The organism is Paenibacillus brevis (assembly GCF_018919145.1).
Lineage (GTDB): Bacteria > Bacillota > Bacilli > Paenibacillales > Paenibacillaceae > Fontibacillus > Fontibacillus brevis.
Genome location: NZ_JAHLQJ010000003.1, coordinates 126,999 through 144,973, shown reverse-complemented (window position 1 = coordinate 144,973; position 17,975 = coordinate 126,999). Strand labels below are relative to the sequence as shown.

The following is a 17,975-nucleotide window of genomic DNA, read 5'->3' as shown; positions in this document are numbered from 1 at the left end:
AACTACATTAATTAATATTCCTTCGCAGAATATCTTTCCTCTTTAGCCCATTCTTCTTAGCAGTTGCATTCCAGAATGAGTGGGTCCCCATAAATCGCCATGCAAAGCGCGGGAAATTAGGATTGATCAAGACGGACTCGCCTGAGGAATGGGTCTGAATGTTATCGGCAAGAGCTAACATAGCGTTGCCTAAATTCTTAAGGGGACCATGGCCAAGAGGTATTTTTTCAATAAGTCCCATCATTTCTCCGGCACCTTGACCAACCGCCTGCCCAAAATGAAGGCCTGAACGGGCGCACCAATTTTTGATGATCTCGATAGCAATGTGATTTTGCTTCCCTTCATAAAAGCCGTTGTTCACCATGACATAAACGTATATATCATGTTGACGTTCCGATTTCATATACTCTTCAAGCGCAACAAGCATTCTGAACAAGTGGGACGGTATTCCATCCACATAAAGCGGAAAGGCCAGGATCAGCGTATCCATGCGGCAAAGCTCACTATACTGCTCAGGGGTAAGCGGCCTTTTGTTCAGGGAATAGCGGGCGATTTCATGCTCATTGCTTATTAACCCTTCAAGCGCTGTTAGCAGAATGGATGAATTGCTCTTTCCTAACTTGGGGCTTCCGTTGATCATGGCGATTCTCATCTTAAAGCCTCCTTCACGGCTTGCAAATTGTTATGAAAATGCACATGGTTGCCTGTCGAGTACAAATTGGCACTATTCGCTGCAATCAGGGCCCTCGCCGTATCTTGCTCGGCCTCGCTAATATCCTCGCCATAGAAATGAACGGTTAAGGCGAAGGACTGAGGATAGCGTCTGCGATGATGAGTCTCTCCGTTCTTCGTAACAAAATAAGGCAGCACATAAGAGATGCTTCTGTTCAAAACATTCAGGACAAAGGGACTGTAGCTGCCGTAGACACACTTATTGATGATGACCAGTTCATCGCATTTCGAAAGAAGCTCACCCATGTTTTGGTAGCCGTCCTTAAGTACACACACTCCAGGCGTTTTGACCCAACATCCGAAGCAGCCCGTACACTTACGAATGGTGCCATCGTCTGATATGACGGTTACGTCTTCACCTTGGCCTCCAACCAATGCGGCATAATCCTGCTGCTTGAGATCGTGGATAATCATCTTCATTCTACCCGCTCCTTTGCTCACATTCTTCTTGTAAAAACTTCACTCCAATCCCCCGAATACCGGACCCCTTGATTGGTAAGCAAGGAAGAAATGCCATGAACCATCGACCATAAAGCAATCAATTGCTGCGAATCGTTGCCTTCCGGTATGCCCATCCTGCGAAACATTCGGTAAGCTGTCTTCCTAAACAACGCAAATGGCGGATAATCATCCGGACTTTCATGGTCCAAATCAATAGTTAGTCCGGAGTGGTAAAAAAGAAACGAAAAGTACTGAGGATGATCGGTGAAAAATGCAATGTATGCCTGCCCAAGCAGCGCAACGGCTTCACGGCTGTCTTCACGCCCCTTTATGGATGCAAGCAGCTTAGCCATGAATTGCTCCGTTACATGCTCTCCCATAGCGGAAATCAATTCATCGATGTTCTTGAAATGGCTATAAGGCGCGGCATGACTGACTTGGCATTTTGTTGCGACTTTGCGCAAGGAAAATCCCTTTAGTCCATCTTCGTTGATAAGTTCAATTCCTGCTTCTATAAGCTGATTACGCAGATTTCCGTGGTGATAAGGCTTCTCCTTCATTAAAAGGGATACTCCTTTCGCGTATCTTTACACTGTAAAGATTATATTGGAATAGGTTTACACTGTCAAATGATCAAATTAAATCTCATAAAGAAAGGCATGAGTTGTGCAAGCAATAATCCGCTTGATAACTCATGCCTTCTATAAATGTCTGCCTATTTTCAATTTGGATAGAAATCTAAACCTTAATTCTTACCGCCATAGCCCTTATAAGTAGCGTAGACCTGATTTGCATATTGATCTGCCAAAATAGGACGACCATAGGAGTCTGTTGCTCCCGGATACCAGTTGTCTCCGCCATTATAGCGCAGTAAGCCGTTATATATACCGCCGAATCTATTAATCTTCTCCTCCAAGATCAATGCACCCATGCATACCTGGTCTTGTTCACTGCTATGATTATAGGCACGGCCGAATCTTGAGCTGAATTGAGATAAATAAGCATTACGCGTATTCGGCTCTACCTGCATCAGTCCGTCACCAGCGGATGGGCTGCCTGGTAAGCCTGCTCCAAAGCTGCTTTCCTTTTTGATCACAGCACTTAACAATAGGGCAAAATCCCCGCCTTTGCCAAATTTATTGTCCACATTCATGACATAGGTCCATATATGGCTCGGCACCTCGGCAGGCTTTGTTACTGTTGGAGACGGTGAACCCTTATAAATCTTGACCGATGACATTTTGTCATTGATCGCGGTGCCAACCCAGGATGAATCTGAAGTAAAGGTCCACTTTGTTCCTCCGAAATTATCATTCTCATACACTTCAACCGTCCAGCCGCTTGGAACCTTAAGTGACGACATCCAGTCATTCGGAATTCCGTTTGCATTCAACTGAGACAACGTATAATTCCCCACTCCAAGTGTTACCGCTTTTCCGCCATAGTTAATATCTGCATAGAATATGGCTCCGTTTGTTGCCGGTGGTGTAGTGGGTGGTGTAGTTCCACCTCCGCTACCCTTCTGCCATAAGGCAGGGACATTGGACGGCTCCCAACCTACGAGGGAAGTATGTGCCTGCAGACAGGTATACGTGCTTCCGCTATACGTTACGGTGTCATTCACTGCATATGCCGTATTCGGAGCCCATGCTCCCCTTGCAGCTGCGCTTGCTGACGGTGATGCTGTGTAAAATGCGGATAGAAACACGGCCAAAACTACCAATAGTGATAAGGCTCTAGAAGGAAAGTTTTTACTCGACATATTCGCAAACCTCCTTATTATTGTTTATCTGCGGCTTGTCCATAAGACAAACCACAGGTAAAACCGTGCTAGAGTTAATTCCACAATTGACATTTTCTATTAAATTATTACAATTCAAATACTACATTAGTATACAAAAAATTCCAATAGGTCATAAGATCTATATAAGTTGAACTATTGAATTTTACATTTTGTGGGCAACGTGTGTAGTGTGCTTATGATCGCCGTTGTTCGCGGATTTCTCTGATTGAACTAAGATATTATAAGGTAGACATCCACTTTTGTTAGTTGTTTGTTAGCTGAATAGTAGAATAAACAATCTATCTCCCGACCCTTAAATGTAATAAAATGTACGGATACAACAACATAATTCAGGACAATAAATAATAACTGAATGCATTTATTTGTCCCTAACAATCAAGATAAAATCTAACTGTAAGCGCTAACAAAACATGTTAAGGGGCGATGAAACAATGAGGAAGAAAGCTGTTCTGATTACATTCATGATGCTGTTTGTGCTCTCCGCCATTCTGTCAGGCTGTGGCGGCGGAAATAACAGTGCCGGGAACACAGGCAATGCCGGAAACACGGAAGCCGCGAATACGGCAGGCCAAAATTCTGAATCTGAAGGAACGAAGAAAACCAAGCTTAGCGGCAAAGTTACGTTCTTGACCAACCGCACGGACATGATCGGCAAGGAATACGACGAATATCTCAAACGGTTCAACGAGAAGTACCCTGACATCAAAATCGAATTCGAAGGAGGCCAGACCGACTATAACCAGCAATTAAAAGTCCGGATGGCGAGCGGAGAGCTGCCTGACCTGATGTTCGTTCCCGATATCCCGAACTCGGATTTGCCCAAATATTTTGCCGAGCTCGATGATATGCCGTTTAGCAGCGAGCTGACATTCAAGGATTTCAAGTCTTACGAGGGCAAGCTGTACGGTATTACGACCGGGAACGCCAGCTCGGGGATCGTATATAACAAGAAGGCCTTCGCCGATGCCGGCATTACAGAGATCCCGAAAACCTGGGATGAATTTCTGGCCGCTTGCGAAAAGCTGAAGCAAAACGGTGTCATTCCCCTGTCTTCCAACTTCAAGGACAAATGGCCCCTGGGCAGTTGGGTATATGATTTGCCGCGTCTGATCGAAAACAACCCTAACTTTCCCAATGAGAAGCTGAATACTGATACTCCTTTCACCATGGACAACGGGTATGGCAAATCATTGAGCCTGCTGAAAGAACTGGCTGATAAGGGCTATCTGGAAAAGGACATCAACTCCACGAACTGGGAACAGTCGAAAAAGGATATCGCCAACGGTAAAATGGCGATGTATTACCTGGGCAATTGGGTTATTAATCAGGTCATCGGCGTAGGTGCCGAAGCCGACAATATCGGTTTCTTCCCGCTTCCTTATGACAATTCAGGCCAAACCAGAGCCGGCTTAAGTCCCGACTTCTTCTATGCCGTCAACAAGGACAGCAAAAACCTCGAAGCAACCAAAGCGTTCCTGACCTGGCTGATCGAGGACTCCGGCTACGAGGATTTCGCAGGCTTCATGTCCCCGCTGGAGGGCCGCGAATCGAAGCTTCCGCAGCTTGCCGAGTTCCAGGCGCTGGCCGTAGAGCTTCAGGAAGGCGTAGCGGATGACCCGGAAGTCATCCAAATCTCGAACAAGGCGCAAATCGATTTGCCGGCGATCGCACAGGAATTCGTTCTCGCCAAGGATCCGCAAACGGTGTTTGATAAGTGGAATAAGGCCTGGGCCAAAGCAAAGAAGGATCTCGGTTACTAATCCGCACCGGATGCAAAATGGATTATCGGCCTTCGATAATCCATTTTGCTTTCGCAACAAGCAGAATCTCCACATATTACAGCGGAAAGAAGGGATTCCTACCATGTTCGGTTCCATGTCGTACTTGAAGCAAAAAAGGATCATCATATTCACCTTCCTGCTCATTCCTGTGGCCTTGCTTTTATTGTTCACCTACTATCCTGCGTCCAAGCTCGTCTACTTCAGCTTCACCTCGTGGGATGGCTACAGCCCGGAGAAGCCCTGGGTGGGACTGGACAATTACCGCGAAGTCTTTTTAAATCCTGATATTTTCGGGGTATTTGCGCATAACTTTGCTTATTTTATCATGGGGCTTGTTCAGAACGTGATTGCTATTTACTTTGCCGTCATTCTGAATACCCGGCTTCGCGGCAAGAACGTATTCCGGCTGCTTCTATTTCTCCCGTACATCATGAACGGCGTGGCTGTGGCCTTTATGTTCGGCTATGTCTTCGATACGACACAAGGCTCGTTAAACCTGTTCCTGAATAGCATCGGGTTGACTCATCTGAGCGAAACCAGCTGGCTCGGCACGAAGGGACTTGTCAACTACGCCCTTGCCTCCACCGGTCTATGGCGGTTCATGGGATACAACATGGTGATCTACATCGCCTCTCTGCAAGCGATTCCGTCGGATATTTACGAAGCCTCCAAAATCGACGGTGCCAATGCATGGCAGACTTTCTGGCGTATTACATTGCCGAATATGAAGCCGGTCATCCAGTTGAACCTGTTCCTGACGGTCACCGGCGCACTCGAAGTATTCGACCTGCCGTTCGTTCTGACCAAGGGCGGCCCGGCCGGAGCAAGCCAAACCTACGTGCAGCGCGTCGTTGAAACCGCATTTGCCTATAACAACTACGGTCTCGCCTCCGCAATGAGCATTATTTTATTGTTCTTCGTCATCTTTGTCGTAGGAGCGCAGCAGTTTGTGCTAAGCAGAGGGGGTAGCAGCAAATGATCCAAACCAAGACGATTGCGAATACGCTGAAATACATGACGCTGTTGATCGGGGTTTTTGTTGTCCTGTTCCCGCCTTATGTAGTCATCGTCAACTCCTTCAAAGCGGATGAGGAATTCAACACAGGCAGCACGATGGCTTTACCGGAGAGCTTTTTCAATTTCGACAACTTCAAAGCCGTTTTTGAACGCGGCGGGCTGATTAACGGCTTTGCCAATACGCTGACTATTATTTGCATCACCCTGGTCTTCAATATCCTTTTCGGCACCATGGTTGCCTATGTGCTCGGCCGATTTGATTTTCGGCTGAAAAAAGCGATCTTCGCCCTCTACCTTTTCGCTACGGTTATTCCGGGAATCACAACCCAGGTCGCCACGTTCGGAATTATCAAGTCGCTTGGCCTGTACAATACGATGGGGGCGCCTATCGTTTTATACATCGGTGCGGATGTAATACAAATCATTCTGTACTTGCAATTTATTCGCAACATTCCGGTTGATCTCGATGAGAACGCGATGGTCGAAGGAGCTTCGCTGCTTCGAATTTATCGGTCGATCATTTTTCCGCTGCTCACGCCGGCGACGTCGACCCTGATTATTTTAAAGTCCATCAGCATTTATAACGACATGTATACCCCATACCTGTATATGCCGAAGCAGGCCCTTGGGGTCGTTACTACGGTGCTAATGCGGTTCCAGAGCCTGAATCTGGCCAACTGGAATCTGATTAGCGCGGCGATCCTGCTCATTTTACTGCCGACCGTCATCCTGTACTTTTTCCTGCAAAAATATATCTTTGAAGGCGTGGCAAGCGGTGCTGTAAAATAGGGGGAAGTTGATATGAGAGGGTCAGGGGATATACATTGAAAAGGCTTTGGACATTTTTCGCCAATTTTTCGATGCAGAAAAAGCTGGTCGTCATCTTCGTGTTTCTGATTACGCTGCCGATCATCTATGTCAGCTATTCGTCCTATCGGACGAACTCAAATGCGAAGCTCGCAAGCACAACGGAATCGGCCGGCCAGCTGGCGGACAACGCTATGGATAAAGTCGACCGTTACATCGCAGACCTCAAGCGGTATACGATTTTGCCGTTATACAACAAGGATGTGCAAAGATTTCTCGACCAGGAAGGAACCGATTGGGATAAAAATTCCACGGTCATTATGTTCCTATCGTACTTGACGCACATGAAGGAAGAAATCGCCGCAGTTTATATGGTTGACAGGTATGGGATGATTTTTTACAACCATAAGTCGGGGTTAAATGAGCCTTATCCTTATGATCGGCTGTCCGACTGGAAGGAGCAAACCGCAAATTCCGGTGTTGCTCCGGTTCTGGTCGGCACGCATCCGATTCGGGTCAACGGCTCCGACGAGCTGCAGGTGTTCAGCGTCATGCGCTCCATCCAGTCCATCAGCACGCTGGAATACATCGGGATGATCGTCATCGATGTCGATGCACGATTATTCGAAGGGATCATTCAGCCCTTGAACAATGTTACCCATGGCAATGCCGTCATCGTTGACGAGACCGGCAGGATCGTATACGCCAGCGAACGTGCCCGGCTTGGCCAGGACTTAACCGGAAGCCCCCTGCTGGCTGGAGTGATTGGTCCCAGCGGCAGCTTCCGCCTGAAAATCGACGGGGAGCCCTATATTGCAGTGTATTCCGTGTCGGAGCAGACGGGATGGAAAACCATGGTGACGATTCCGCTGAAGGAATTGCTCGCCCCCATAAAGCAAAGCCGCAATTCCATGATGGTGATGACCTTGTCCATCCTCGGCGTTGCCCTGGCGGCAGCCATGTTGATCTCCTATGCGCTGACGAAACCGTTGAAACAGACCGTGCAACTGATGAAACAAGTGCAGCGCGGAAAGCTGGACGTCTGGGTCCACGTCAAATACAACGACGAAATCGGCATGCTGGGCAGCCACTTCAACCGGATGATTTCCCGCATCAGGGATCTGCTTGACGAGGTGGCCGAGACGGAAAAAAGCAAGCAAAAGGCCGATATGCTGGCGCTGCAAAACCAGATCAATCCGCATTTTATATACAATACGCTGGAATCCATCCGCATGCTGGCCGAACTGAACGACGACGAACGGGTCGCGGAGCTGACCTACCTGCTCGGGATGCTGCTTCGTTACAGCATTACCCGCAGTGATGAAATCGTCACGGTTCAACAGGAGCTGAGCCATGTCGAGAATTATTTGCAGCTGCTGCAAATCCGGTTTCCGGGCAAAATCAGCTACCGGATGCTTGTACCCGAAAACTTCCACTCCTTACCGATCATCAAGCTCGTATTTCAACCGATTGTGGAAAACGCCGTCTTTCACGGGCTAGAGAAACAGGCGGAGCCTGGGATGATTACGATTTCGGCCTGGAGCGAACGGGACGAGGTGATCTTTTCCATTCAGGATGACGGTGTCGGAATGAGCGAAGAGCGTCTGGCCGATCTGATTCTCACTCTGACGGACGGGAAAACAGATAAATTCGGCATCGGGCTTCGCAATGTGAACGAACGTCTGCGGCTTCATTACGGTAACAATTCCAGGCTGTCCGTGCACAGCAAACTTGGGGAAGGAACGACGATCATCCTGCGAATTTGAAGGAGGAAACGCAATGCTTCGGATCGTAATCGTGGACGATGAAGCTTCGATCCGCGAAGGACTGGCAAAAATGATCGGCAAGGAGAGCGGCCGCTTCTTGATTGCGGGCTCCTTCTCCAACGGTCAGGAAGCCCTCGAATTCATCTCGGGAGAAGAGATTGATCTGGTGATTACCGACATCCGCATGCCGCTGGTCGACGGACTGGAACTGATCAAAGAAGTAAAAGTGATTCGCCCCGAGACAAATTGCATTATCATGAGCGGGTTCACTGATTTTGAATATGCAAGGCAGGCCCTCCTTTATGCCGCCGTGGACTATATGCTCAAGCCGATCAACAAAAAGCAGTTGTTCGAACGGCTCTATGCGCTGGAGGAGGAAAGAACCGCCAGCCTGAAAAAGGAACAGCAGTACCGTTCCGGGCTGCTCCTCCCATACCTAAAGACGACTCTCCCTCACTGTTCCCGGCTTCCGGAGCTGGCTCTTCCGCAACCGTATTTTTCCGTTCTTGCCTTGAAAGCAAGCGATATGGATATGCTGCGTTCCAGTGTCCGAATGTTGCTGCGGCAGGAGCAATGTTGTTTCGATCCGGTCGACGCGGACGATCAAACATTGGCCATGGTCTGCTATTACTCCCGTCAACCCGGACCTGAGGATATCGTACAGTTTGCAGAGCTGCTCCGCCGGTTGCCCCATCCCGGTATCGTCAATATCGGAGCCAGTCCGGGATACGCTACCCCTGTCCTGCTGGGCAAGGCCTTTTCGGAAGCGAAAAGAGCCTGCGATCAAGGGATATATTGTTTTTCATGCTGGAACTTCATTCATTTCAGCGAAGCTCCCGGTCCGTATCAGGATGCCGCTCTATTGTTCGCAGGTTGCCGGGAAATGCTTGCGCAAAACTTGCAGCTAATAAATATCCCTCAAGTCGTCCATGGTCTGGAGGCGTTGTTTGAACAATTGAGGAAGAGAAAGGCGGATACGCCGTCCATACTCTACCTTTGCAGGCTGATTGAAGAGACGGCTTTCGTAGAACTGCAGGAATGGGGAGAGTTATATAGCGAAGAGGCCGCCAAAGCGCTGGAGGAGCAGCTTCTGGCTTGTATGTCCTTCGATGAAATGAAGCGGCTGTTCATCGGGGAGATCGCGAAGATTCTGGAGCATATCCGGTCCGTACGCATGGCGCAGGCGGGGAAGTCCGTCGAGACCGTAAAGTGCTGGATCAAAGAGCATTACGCTCAGCCGGCGGAGCTTGGAACCCTCGCCCGTATGGTCTACCTGACACCCAGCTATCTCAGCAAGTTGTTCAAGCATGAAACCGGCATGACGATTACCGACTATTTAATCGAGATTCGGATCAAGAAGGCCAAGCAGCTGCTAAAGCACGCTTCCGACAAGAAAATTCACGAAATCGGCAGTGAAATCGGATATCCCGATCCGGCTTATTTCAACAGATTGTTCAAACGGATCGTCGGGATCACTCCCAATGAGTACAGACGGAGGATTCATTAGGGTCATGTTCCCTCCTGATCCTCCGGTCCATCAAACGGTCCGAATTTTCATATATTGGCCATATAGCTGCTCGAATGAATCGTATCGTTCCTTCGCATTAATCACACCCATATAATTACTTTCGTAGTTTTCAGGGATATATCGGTATTCCCTTGTTTCCTCAAGATATCTCTTTATGCCGCGTTTCAAGTCAGCCCAATAATCGCAATATCCTCCGGAAAGTCCCGCTTGGCGCGTTCAATCACCATACGAATCATATTTTCGTTTTTCTCGATCAGCGGTTGCTTAGTAAGATCATCCATGAACGTTACCCTCCTCGACGGGCTGGCTTTTTTGCATGCAGTTCCCTGTCGGATCCCATTATATAGGCGTAGCTCACCAGGGGATATTTCCGGTTCCATTAAAGGAAAGAAATACCTCTCCTTGGGTCTGTTTATACCTAATAAATCGCTATGGGTCCATAAGGACCATCGATAATCTCTATTTTCGTCTCGAAAATATCTGTCAAAATCTCTGGTTTCATAATCTCTTCTACGGTTCCAAATGCGGCTATTCGTCCGTCTTTCATAGCACAGATTCTATCAGAGTACTTTGCAGCAAAATTTATATCATGCAAAACAGTCAGAATTGTCCTTCCAAATTTATTAGCAGCAAGCCTCAAATGCTCCATCATTTGAACAGAACGCGCAACATCAAGATTGTTCAGAGGCTCGTCCAAAAGTACATATTCAGTTTCTTGGCACAACACCATGGCTACATAGGCCCTTTGTCTTTGACCGCCTGAAAGCTCATCCAAATATCGATTCTCTAGATCAGTCAAGTCTAAAAAATCAATATATTTAGAAATAATAGCCTCATCCTCTTTCGTTAACCTTCCGTTTGAATAAGGAAACCGTCCAAAGCCAGCTAATTGCCTGACCGTAAGTCTCGTTACAAAATGATTTTCCTGCCTCAAAATAGTGATGATTTTAGCCAAGTCTTTTGATTTAGTTGTAGAAACATCCATATTGGCTACCCTGATTTGCCCTTCGTCCAAATTCAGAAGTCTTCCAATCATTAGAAGTGTCGTAGACTTTCCGGCACCATTGGGCCCAATTAAAGAAGTAAAACCAGCCTTTGGTATTTCAATATTCAACGGTCCGATGTTTACTTCGTCATTATATAACTTTCTAGCATTCTCAATCTTTATCATAGAGCCCTCTTCCTTAAAATGACGATTAGGAATATTATCCCGCCAAACAACTCAATAATAACTGAGACTACGCCCTGAGCATTGAATACATGATACATAAAAAAGTATGCGCTTGTTATTATCAAAAATCCTATAGCCAGAGCCATCGGAAAAATATATCTGTGATCATAAGTCGGCGCCGCCTGGTAACTCAAGGTTGCCACTAAAAATCCATAGAAAGTAAATGGTCCCACCAGGGCTGTTGAAATTGACATCAGAACAGAGACTAATATAAGCGTATAAATGATGTTAGCTTGATGTTTAACTCCAAAAGAAGTAGAGACATCCTTTCCAAGCGACACCACATTTAATTTCTTGGAATTAGCAAGAAGCAATAAGGCTACCATGATAACCATTGGAATTACAATAGGAAAATAATCATAATCCGAATTATTGACAGAACCGAACAATCTTGCCTGTAAAATATCAAACTCAGACGGCGCTAGAAGTCTTCTCATAAAAGTAGACACCGAATTCAGCCCGGCTCCAATAATAATTCCGATCAAGAGCATAAGCTGCAGATTGCCATACTTGCCGGAAAGCAACCATCCATACAGGATCAAGCTCATTAGGACCATAACGGCAACTTGAAATAAAAATGGCCCCGTACCCGTAAAATTTATCAATGCACCCGCACCAAAGAAAAATATGGTGCTAGTATGAATTACCGAGTAAAGGGATTCAAAACCTAGAAGTGAAGGGGTTATAATCCGATTGTTCGTAATCGATTGGAAGGTAACGGTCGATAAACTCTGACAGACTGCAGCAATGATCATGGCAACCAGAGCAACCATTCTTCTCCTAACCACGGGGATAAAAGAAGGAGAGTCAATCGGAACCGGATTGTTGTACACTAAAAGTCCATACGCGGACAGAATACCCAAAGCAATCAATGCGATCAACAGAATCCAATACCGTCGTTCTTCTTTCTTGGAACGAAACGCCCCAGCCGATCTATTTTTACTAGGGAGACTAGAATCGATGCCGACATTTTCTTTATTTCTATATTCCAATGCGTTCATCTTAGCCTCCTTGGCTTTCTTTGTCTCAATAAAAGAACAATAAATACGGCCGCCCCCACGGTTCCCAGGATTAAAGAAACAGGTACTTCAAAAGGCATTATAATTGTCCGCGAAATGATGTCACAGCCCATTATCGTACCCATCCCTAATACGCATACCCAAGGCAGGTTACTTCTAAGATCGTCCCCCCTGATCATGGAGACAATATTGGGAACGATTAATCCCAAAAAGGGCAGATTTCCAATAACAGCCGCAACAATTCCAACGGCAACAGAAATAAGACCCGTACCGACAAGAACGATCCTGCTATAATTCACTCCAAGACTTGTCGCAACATCTTCCCCCAGTCCGGCCAAAGTCAATCTGTTGGCATAAATAAAGATAAGAACGGTGACCAGGATAATAATCCACAAATATTCATACCTTCCAACTTGAACCGGCGCAAAGGAACCTACAAACCAGGTTTCAATATTTTGTGTCATTTGAAATAGGAGCCCAATAAAAGTAGAAACTGCAGAAATAACCGCACCAAGCATTAATCCAATAATAGGGACAATTAAAGACGAACGTAGTTTAACTCTCCTTAAAAACAAAAAGAAAATCATAGTTCCTATAAAAGAAAAAATGATTGCTCCCGTCATTCTCAGAACTAATGTTGGTGCAGGAAATATTAAATAAACCGTAAGAAGTCCCAAGCCTGCCCATTCAATAGTTCCTGTTGTGGTAGGTTCAACTAAACGATTCTGCGTAATCAGTTGCATTACGAGTCCTGCCATGGACATGGCAGCTCCGGTGAGCATTAGGGCCGCTGTTCTTGGAACGCGAGTGATGAAAAACATTTGCATGCCGTCCTCTTGTCCGCGTATATCATATACTCCGGTAAACAGCGATATAATGCTCAAAATAGCAACGGCTATAATCGCTACTATAAAAGATTTAGTCCATATCTTATTGTGATTATAAAGCCGGGGTTGAGAATCTTTATTCTCAACCCCGGTAATGACATTCTTCGTCACTATGTTATACTCCTTCACACTACTTAGCTAAAGTATTTGCAAGGTTTCCGAATAACTCGATATACGTTTGGATGGATTCATTTGTATAAGTGTCATTTGGCGCATAAACGATCTGTCCCTTAGTAACTGCAGTTACATTTTGAAGAGCCGGTGAATTGTTAATCACGTCCTGAGCAGGAACGGCGTCCGTTGTTGAAGAGATTGAAGCATCGCGATCCAGTACAAAAATCCAATCCGGATTACTTTGCGCAATAGCTTCAACAGAAACCTCATCCCCTTGATGATCTGAGGAAGAATTGTTAACTTCTAATGCGGATACCCATCCGAAAATATCATACATAGGTCCCCACACGCGTCCGGAATGAGGCGCTGAAAAACCAATATTCCCGCCAGAAACGATAACACTCATAACCGTATCTGTGCCGTTATATGCAGATTTGGCATCCTCAATTACTTTTTCAAAATCAGCTACCAATTGTTCAGCCTCTTGATTTTTGTCAAAGATTTTTCCTAAAGTAATTGTCGTATCCTTAAATCCATTTACAAAATTCTCTCCAGGGGCATCCGCTTCCTCAGAAACATCAAAGTTAAGATCAATCACTGCTGCATTCGGCACTAACTTTTTTATTTCTTCATAAAAGCCGGCGAATCTTTGACCGACGATTACAAGTTCAGGGTCCGCCGCGGCTATAATTTCAAGATTTGGTTCCCGGTGATTTCCAATGTTCTGAACGGAATCATCACTCACATAGGGTGAATCCGCAGGCATAACATCCTTGGGAGCAGCCACTAATTTAATATCCCAATCAGCCAAAGTTTCAAACGTTCTGCTATCCAAAGCAACTACATTTTTGGGATTTACAGGCACAGTAACCGTTCCATGAATATCCGTAATTTCAACCGTTGTTGGAGCTTCATTCGCAGCATTGGCTTGCCCATTATTTTCAGTTTGGCTAGCTCCGTTGCCATTACTTGAAGCTGAATTACCGGAAGTTGAATTATTAGAAGTTGAGCAAGCTACCAATGCCATAGCAAAAATTGCTATAATAACAGTTAATTTAAAATTCTTCATTTTCATCTCTCCCCTTATATAAGCTTTGTGGATAATCAGATTATTGAATTGATAAATTAGGATCGGTATAAGCTGAATTCATGAAGTTATGTAGAAAAGGAATTAGTGCGGGCTAATGCTTCCAAAGCTTACGCTTGTTAACGCTCTGATTTGTGAGCGGATTTCTACCCGGGTATTTATGTTTAAACACGAAATCCGTGAACACCAGCGACCATAAGCATACTTCACACGTTGCCCGAGCACTTGCATTCATTAATTCATCTTACATCCTTATACGATAATGATTATCATTTTCAATAACCCTATACAAGTATATCAATTTTAAATAAAGTGTCAACCGATAGCCCTAATTCTGTAAAATTCTGCAAACCGCTTGCATAAAAAAATGGAGCGCTGACTGTAGAAGCCCGCAACCCCATTCTTACTTCTTTTAGTTATCGTTCGACATAGTCAATACACTTCACAATGTATTACGCCGCAACTCATAAAAATACTGCACAATCGGATGCTTTAACTTGATCTTCTCGGACATATTTAAAATACGTTTTTTACCAACCCTCTTGTCTACCAAGGCTAAAACATTCAACAGAATATCGTTGCTTCCCAGGCTTTCCTCTATTGGGGTTGTTAAAAACTTATTAGCTACTACAATAAAATTCGATTTACTTAACGCAGCCTGTGCGGACAAAAGCTCTTTTGCATGTTCTGTACTTTTTCTGCTTCTGGCAATCACTATTAAGCGATCCTCCGGCACTGTCCCCGGTATTCCTTTTCTGACCGCTTCAATTTCGTCACTGCTGACAGGAATTCGAATATCCGGATCATTCTTAATTTCCAGCTCGGTGTGATACCAGCGGATCGGGTTCGTTTTATCACTCATATGGAGGATGTTCTTTTTATCCACCAGAATATAACAAATCCCTGATTTATCAGGCAGATAACGATACCCCGGCGCCCGGTATTCTACCCTTCCGTTTAACGCAGGGCTGAGAAAGACCTCCAGCTGCTGCTTCAATTTACTCCAGGACATGTTATCCCCTCATTCCTCCGTCCCATCCTGCTCCTTACTTCCGAACTCATGGAGCAGAGCACGCACTTCATTTGTGGACTTTGCGTTCATTAAGGTATTTCTTAATTCACTAGCCCCGCGAAATCCGCGGACATATATTTTGAAGAAACGGGCAAGAGGCCGGAACGAACGCGGCTCCAGTGCTGAATATTGATCATGGAGATCCAGATGCAGCCGCAGCAGATCAAGCAGTTCCTCACTGCTGTGCTCCTTCGGCTCCTTCTCAAAAGCAAACGGATTATGAAAAATACCGCGCCCGATCATAATCCCATCCACACCGTATTGCTCAGCGAGCCTAAGACCCGTCTGACGGTCAGGGATATCCCCGTTAATGGTCAGAAGGGTATCCGGCGCCACCTCATCACGAAGCTTCTTAATCTCCGGAATGAGTTCCCAATGGGCATCCGCTTTGCTCATTTCCTCTCTTGTGCGCAGATGAATGGACAGATTCACAATGTCTTGCTTCAAAATATGGGTTAACCAGCCGCGCCATTCATCTACGTCGCTGAAACCGAGTCTTGTTTTTACACTGACGGGCAGTCCTCCGGCTTTGGCAGCCTGGATGAGTTCCGCTGCGAGGTCAGGACGGCAGATCAGACCGCTCCCCTTCCCATTCTCTGCTACATTCGCCACAGGGCACCCCATATTAATATCGATGCCTTTGAAGCCTTCGTTTGCCATTCCGATGCTCATTTGACGGAAATATTCCGGCTTGTCTCCCCAAATATGCGCTACAATGGGCTGTTCATCCTCTGTAAACGCCAGCCGCCCGCGTACACTTTGGTTCCCCTCCGGGTGGCAATAGCTCTCCGTATTTGCGAATTCCGTAAAAAACACATCCGGTCTGGCCGCCTCACTTACGACATGGCGAAAAACAACATCCGTCACATCTTCCATAGGTGCCAATATAAAAAAAGGCCGCGGCAAATCACGCCAAAAGTTATCTGTCATATCAAAAACCTCTCTATTAATATCTGGATAGACATTAAAGAGTATATCATAACCCGGGAGAAGCTTATTTAACCAATATATTCACTTATGATCTGCCCAACGCCACCAGGCCCAGGTAGCGACGAAGCCAGCCAGGCCTGTCAGCACAGGAATGAGATAGCTGCCCAAGGATAATGGCAATAATGCTTCTTCACTCCCGGCATATTGCAGGGACGGAATAACCCATGGCATGTAATGCCCCAACGGCGTAGCTCCTACGATAAGCGCAACGATCAACGTCGTAAATGCGTAAGCAATCGGAACCAGATACCCCCGTGACAGGCTCGCCAGGAGGATAACAGGACCACAGAGCAGCATTTGAATGATTGCAATAATAAGCAGCCTTAACGAATAATAAATGATCAGTTCTCCGGTCAAGCCGGAAATACCTGCCAGCATACCAATCAATAACGAAAATGCAAAGGCAGTGCCGGTCAACAGCAGACACCAGGCCAAGCTGGCAATGGCTTTGCCCGCCACAATCTTGCCCCGGGAAACCGGAAGGGCCAGCAGGTCTTTGAAGGTTCGATCATTATACTCTCTTCCATACGTCCAACTCGTGAGAGCGGCATAGCCAACAAGCCCCAGCACGCTGGCGAACATAAACAGAACATTCCCCAGGTAAGTGCTCCAATCGCCCTCTCCGACCCGAATCGCGCAGATGAATAAGTATAAGGCCAGCATCCCCCAGACCACATAAGATCGGCTTAACTTTTTACTTTCAATCGCAATCATGGATAATAATGATCTCATTTATTTCAACTCCTTCGCCAGGTCTGAACCAACCATATGAAGAAAATAAGACTCCAATTCCTCTTCCTCCACCCTCAGCAAATAAACAGGGATCCCCGCCTTGGCCATGATTTGATTTATAAGCTCAGGCCGCTGAACTGCTCCTGGATTGGACAGCTCAAGTATTTGCTCCGCACTGACCTTGGCATGGAAGCCCGCCTCGATTAATTTTTGTTTGGCCAGTTCCGGATTTCCCCGTACACCAAGATACAATTTTTTTGCGCGCAAGTCCTCAAATTCACGGACTGATATTTCTTGAAGCAACACACCTTGATGAATGATACCGATACGCGAAGCCAGCTTGGACATTTCCTCCAGAATATGGCTGGATATGAATACAGTAACGCCCTTATCAGCCAGTGATTTGAGCAGTTCGCGGATGGCCACAATACCCGCCGGGTCTAACGCGTTGATGGGCTCATCCAAAATCAGAATCCCCGGCTGGTGAATGACCGCTTTGGCTATGCCCAGCTTTTGCGCATTGCCCAAGGACAGATTCTTCACTTTCGTATCGATATATGCACTCAAACTCAACTGATCTACGGCCTCATTCACAGCATTCCGGGCACGGCGAATCCCCCGCATTTGAGCGTACAAGATCAGGTTCTCTCTGACTGTCAAATCGGGATACGCATACGGAACCTCCACCATATAGCCAACCTGATTCCATAAATCACCCCCGGGTGTAAGCCTTCTGCCATGCAAATACACTTGGCCTGACGTTGGTTTAATCATCCCGAGCAGCATGCGAATAGTCGTCGTTTTGCCTGCCCCGTTCAATCCGAGAAATCCATAGATTTCTCCTTGATTGACCTTGAGAGATACACGATCGAGGATCGTTCTTCCATCGTACACCTTGGTTAATTCCTCTGTACGAATCATTTCTTCCATGTATGGATCACCCCTAGTGAATATTTAACTAAACGTT

17 protein-coding genes are annotated in these 17,975 nt (G+C 46.2%); 5 read left to right on the top strand and 12 right to left on the bottom strand.

What is annotated here, in order from left to right; genetic code table 11:
* Positions 1–7: 7 nt before the first annotated feature.
* The 4 genes from KQJ23_RS04540 to KQJ23_RS04525 form a co-directional block, all read right to left on the bottom strand.
* A complete protein-coding gene (locus KQJ23_RS04540; protein ID WP_216477499.1) occupies positions 8–652 on the bottom strand; it encodes an NADPH-dependent FMN reductase family protein in 645 nt (214 codons plus the stop codon).
* Entirely contained in the window at positions 649–1,152 is a 504-nt protein-coding gene (locus KQJ23_RS04535; protein WP_216477498.1) for a flavodoxin family protein, read from the bottom strand. The genes KQJ23_RS04540 and KQJ23_RS04535 overlap by 4 nt, the downstream gene beginning before the upstream one ends.
* A 17-nt stretch (positions 1,153–1,169) precedes the next feature.
* Entirely contained in the window at positions 1,170–1,733 is a 564-nt protein-coding gene (locus tag KQJ23_RS04530; protein ID WP_216477497.1) for a TetR/AcrR family transcriptional regulator, read from the bottom strand.
* Positions 1,734–1,918: 185 nt separating this feature from the next.
* Positions 1,919–2,935 carry a carbohydrate-binding protein gene (locus KQJ23_RS04525; protein WP_216477496.1) on the bottom strand — a complete coding sequence of 339 codons (1,017 nt, stop codon included), beginning with the start codon at positions 2,933–2,935 and terminating at the stop codon, positions 1,919–1,921.
* Between the two features lie 473 nt (positions 2,936–3,408).
* Between KQJ23_RS04525 and KQJ23_RS04520 the strand changes: the two genes are divergently transcribed.
* From KQJ23_RS04520 to KQJ23_RS04500, 5 genes are all read left to right on the top strand, one after another.
* On the top strand, positions 3,409–4,737 hold the full coding sequence (locus KQJ23_RS04520; RefSeq protein ID WP_216477495.1) for an ABC transporter substrate-binding protein: 1,329 nt from the start codon (positions 3,409–3,411) through the stop codon (positions 4,735–4,737).
* A 103-nt stretch (positions 4,738–4,840) separates the two neighbouring features.
* The gene (locus KQJ23_RS04515; protein ID WP_216477494.1) at positions 4,841–5,737 is read left to right on the top strand and encodes a carbohydrate ABC transporter permease; all 897 of its coding nucleotides are present in this window, start codon (positions 4,841–4,843) and stop codon (positions 5,735–5,737) included.
* Entirely contained in the window at positions 5,734–6,564 is an 831-nt protein-coding gene (locus KQJ23_RS04510; protein WP_216477493.1) for a carbohydrate ABC transporter permease, read from the top strand. Before KQJ23_RS04515 ends, KQJ23_RS04510 begins: the two co-directional genes overlap by 4 nt.
* 71 nt (positions 6,565–6,635) lie before the next feature.
* Complete coding sequence (locus KQJ23_RS04505; protein ID WP_216477492.1) at positions 6,636–8,348, top strand: cache domain-containing sensor histidine kinase; 1,713 nt, start codon at positions 6,636–6,638, stop codon at positions 8,346–8,348.
* A gap of 13 nt (positions 8,349–8,361) precedes the next feature.
* Positions 8,362–9,855, top strand: coding sequence for a response regulator transcription factor (locus tag KQJ23_RS04500; RefSeq protein WP_216477491.1), 1,494 nt, complete (start codon positions 8,362–8,364; stop codon positions 9,853–9,855).
* 439 nt (positions 9,856–10,294) lie between these two features.
* Here the strand turns inward: KQJ23_RS04500 and KQJ23_RS04495 are convergent, their stop codons facing one another.
* From KQJ23_RS04495 to KQJ23_RS04460, 8 genes are all read right to left on the bottom strand, one after another.
* Complete coding sequence (locus KQJ23_RS04495; protein ID WP_216477490.1) at positions 10,295–11,047, bottom strand: iron ABC transporter ATP-binding protein; 753 nt, start codon at positions 11,045–11,047, stop codon at positions 10,295–10,297.
* Entirely contained in the window at positions 11,044–12,108 is a 1,065-nt protein-coding gene (locus KQJ23_RS04490; RefSeq protein WP_216477489.1) for an iron chelate uptake ABC transporter family permease subunit, read from the bottom strand. The genes KQJ23_RS04495 and KQJ23_RS04490 overlap by 4 nt, the downstream gene beginning before the upstream one ends.
* Entirely contained in the window at positions 12,105–13,124 is a 1,020-nt protein-coding gene (locus KQJ23_RS04485) for an ABC transporter permease (RefSeq protein ID WP_216477488.1), read from the bottom strand. The genes KQJ23_RS04490 and KQJ23_RS04485 overlap by 4 nt, the downstream gene beginning before the upstream one ends.
* Before the next feature lie 19 nt (positions 13,125–13,143).
* On the bottom strand, positions 13,144–14,196 hold the full coding sequence (locus KQJ23_RS04480) for a siderophore ABC transporter substrate-binding protein (RefSeq protein ID WP_216477487.1): 1,053 nt from the start codon (positions 14,194–14,196) through the stop codon (positions 13,144–13,146).
* Positions 14,197–14,656: 460 nt separating this feature from the next.
* On the bottom strand, positions 14,657–15,226 hold the full coding sequence (locus tag KQJ23_RS04475) for an SF0329 family protein (RefSeq protein ID WP_216477486.1): 570 nt from the start codon (positions 15,224–15,226) through the stop codon (positions 14,657–14,659).
* A gap of 9 nt (positions 15,227–15,235) precedes the next feature.
* The gene (locus KQJ23_RS04470) at positions 15,236–16,216 is read right to left on the bottom strand and encodes a tRNA dihydrouridine synthase (RefSeq protein ID WP_216477485.1); all 981 of its coding nucleotides are present in this window, start codon (positions 16,214–16,216) and stop codon (positions 15,236–15,238) included.
* A gap of 81 nt (positions 16,217–16,297) precedes the next feature.
* Positions 16,298–17,008 carry a DUF2705 family protein gene (locus KQJ23_RS04465; protein ID WP_216477484.1) on the bottom strand — a complete coding sequence of 237 codons (711 nt, stop codon included), beginning with the start codon at positions 17,006–17,008 and terminating at the stop codon, positions 16,298–16,300.
* Positions 17,009–17,938, bottom strand: a complete 930-nt coding sequence (locus KQJ23_RS04460) for an ABC transporter ATP-binding protein (RefSeq protein ID WP_216477483.1) — start codon at positions 17,936–17,938, stop codon at positions 17,009–17,011.
* Positions 17,939–17,975: the final 37 nt, after the last annotated feature.

Bases quoted from the DNA above. Each gene is read 5' to 3' on its own strand.
- KQJ23_RS04540 (WP_216477499.1), bottom strand. From the start codon at position 652: ATGAGAATCGCCATGATCAACGGAAGCCCCAAGTTAGGAAAGAGCAAT.
- KQJ23_RS04535 (WP_216477498.1), bottom strand. From the start codon at position 1,152: ATGAAGATGATTATCCACGATCTCAAGCAGCAGGATTATGCCGCATTG.
- KQJ23_RS04530 (WP_216477497.1), bottom strand. From the start codon at position 1,733: ATGAAGGAGAAGCCTTATCACCACGGAAATCTGCGTAATCAGCTTATA.
- KQJ23_RS04525 (WP_216477496.1), bottom strand. From the start codon at position 2,935: ATGTCGAGTAAAAACTTTCCTTCTAGAGCCTTATCACTATTGGTAGTT.
- KQJ23_RS04520 (WP_216477495.1), top strand. From the start codon at position 3,409: ATGAGGAAGAAAGCTGTTCTGATTACATTCATGATGCTGTTTGTGCTC.
- KQJ23_RS04515 (WP_216477494.1), top strand. From the start codon at position 4,841: ATGTTCGGTTCCATGTCGTACTTGAAGCAAAAAAGGATCATCATATTC.
- KQJ23_RS04510 (WP_216477493.1), top strand. From the start codon at position 5,734: ATGATCCAAACCAAGACGATTGCGAATACGCTGAAATACATGACGCTG.
- KQJ23_RS04505 (WP_216477492.1), top strand. From the start codon at position 6,636: ATGCAGAAAAAGCTGGTCGTCATCTTCGTGTTTCTGATTACGCTGCCG.
- KQJ23_RS04500 (WP_216477491.1), top strand. From the start codon at position 8,362: ATGCTTCGGATCGTAATCGTGGACGATGAAGCTTCGATCCGCGAAGGA.
- KQJ23_RS04495 (WP_216477490.1), bottom strand. From the start codon at position 11,047: ATGATAAAGATTGAGAATGCTAGAAAGTTATATAATGACGAAGTAAAC.
- KQJ23_RS04490 (WP_216477489.1), bottom strand. From the start codon at position 12,108: ATGAACGCATTGGAATATAGAAATAAAGAAAATGTCGGCATCGATTCT.
- KQJ23_RS04480 (WP_216477487.1), bottom strand. From the start codon at position 14,196: ATGAAGAATTTTAAATTAACTGTTATTATAGCAATTTTTGCTATGGCA.
- KQJ23_RS04475 (WP_216477486.1), bottom strand. From the start codon at position 15,226: ATGTCCTGGAGTAAATTGAAGCAGCAGCTGGAGGTCTTTCTCAGCCCT.
- KQJ23_RS04470 (WP_216477485.1), bottom strand. From the start codon at position 16,216: ATGACAGATAACTTTTGGCGTGATTTGCCGCGGCCTTTTTTTATATTG.
- KQJ23_RS04465 (WP_216477484.1), bottom strand. From the start codon at position 17,008: ATGAGATCATTATTATCCATGATTGCGATTGAAAGTAAAAAGTTAAGC.
- KQJ23_RS04460 (WP_216477483.1), bottom strand. From the start codon at position 17,938: ATGGAAGAAATGATTCGTACAGAGGAATTAACCAAGGTGTACGATGGA.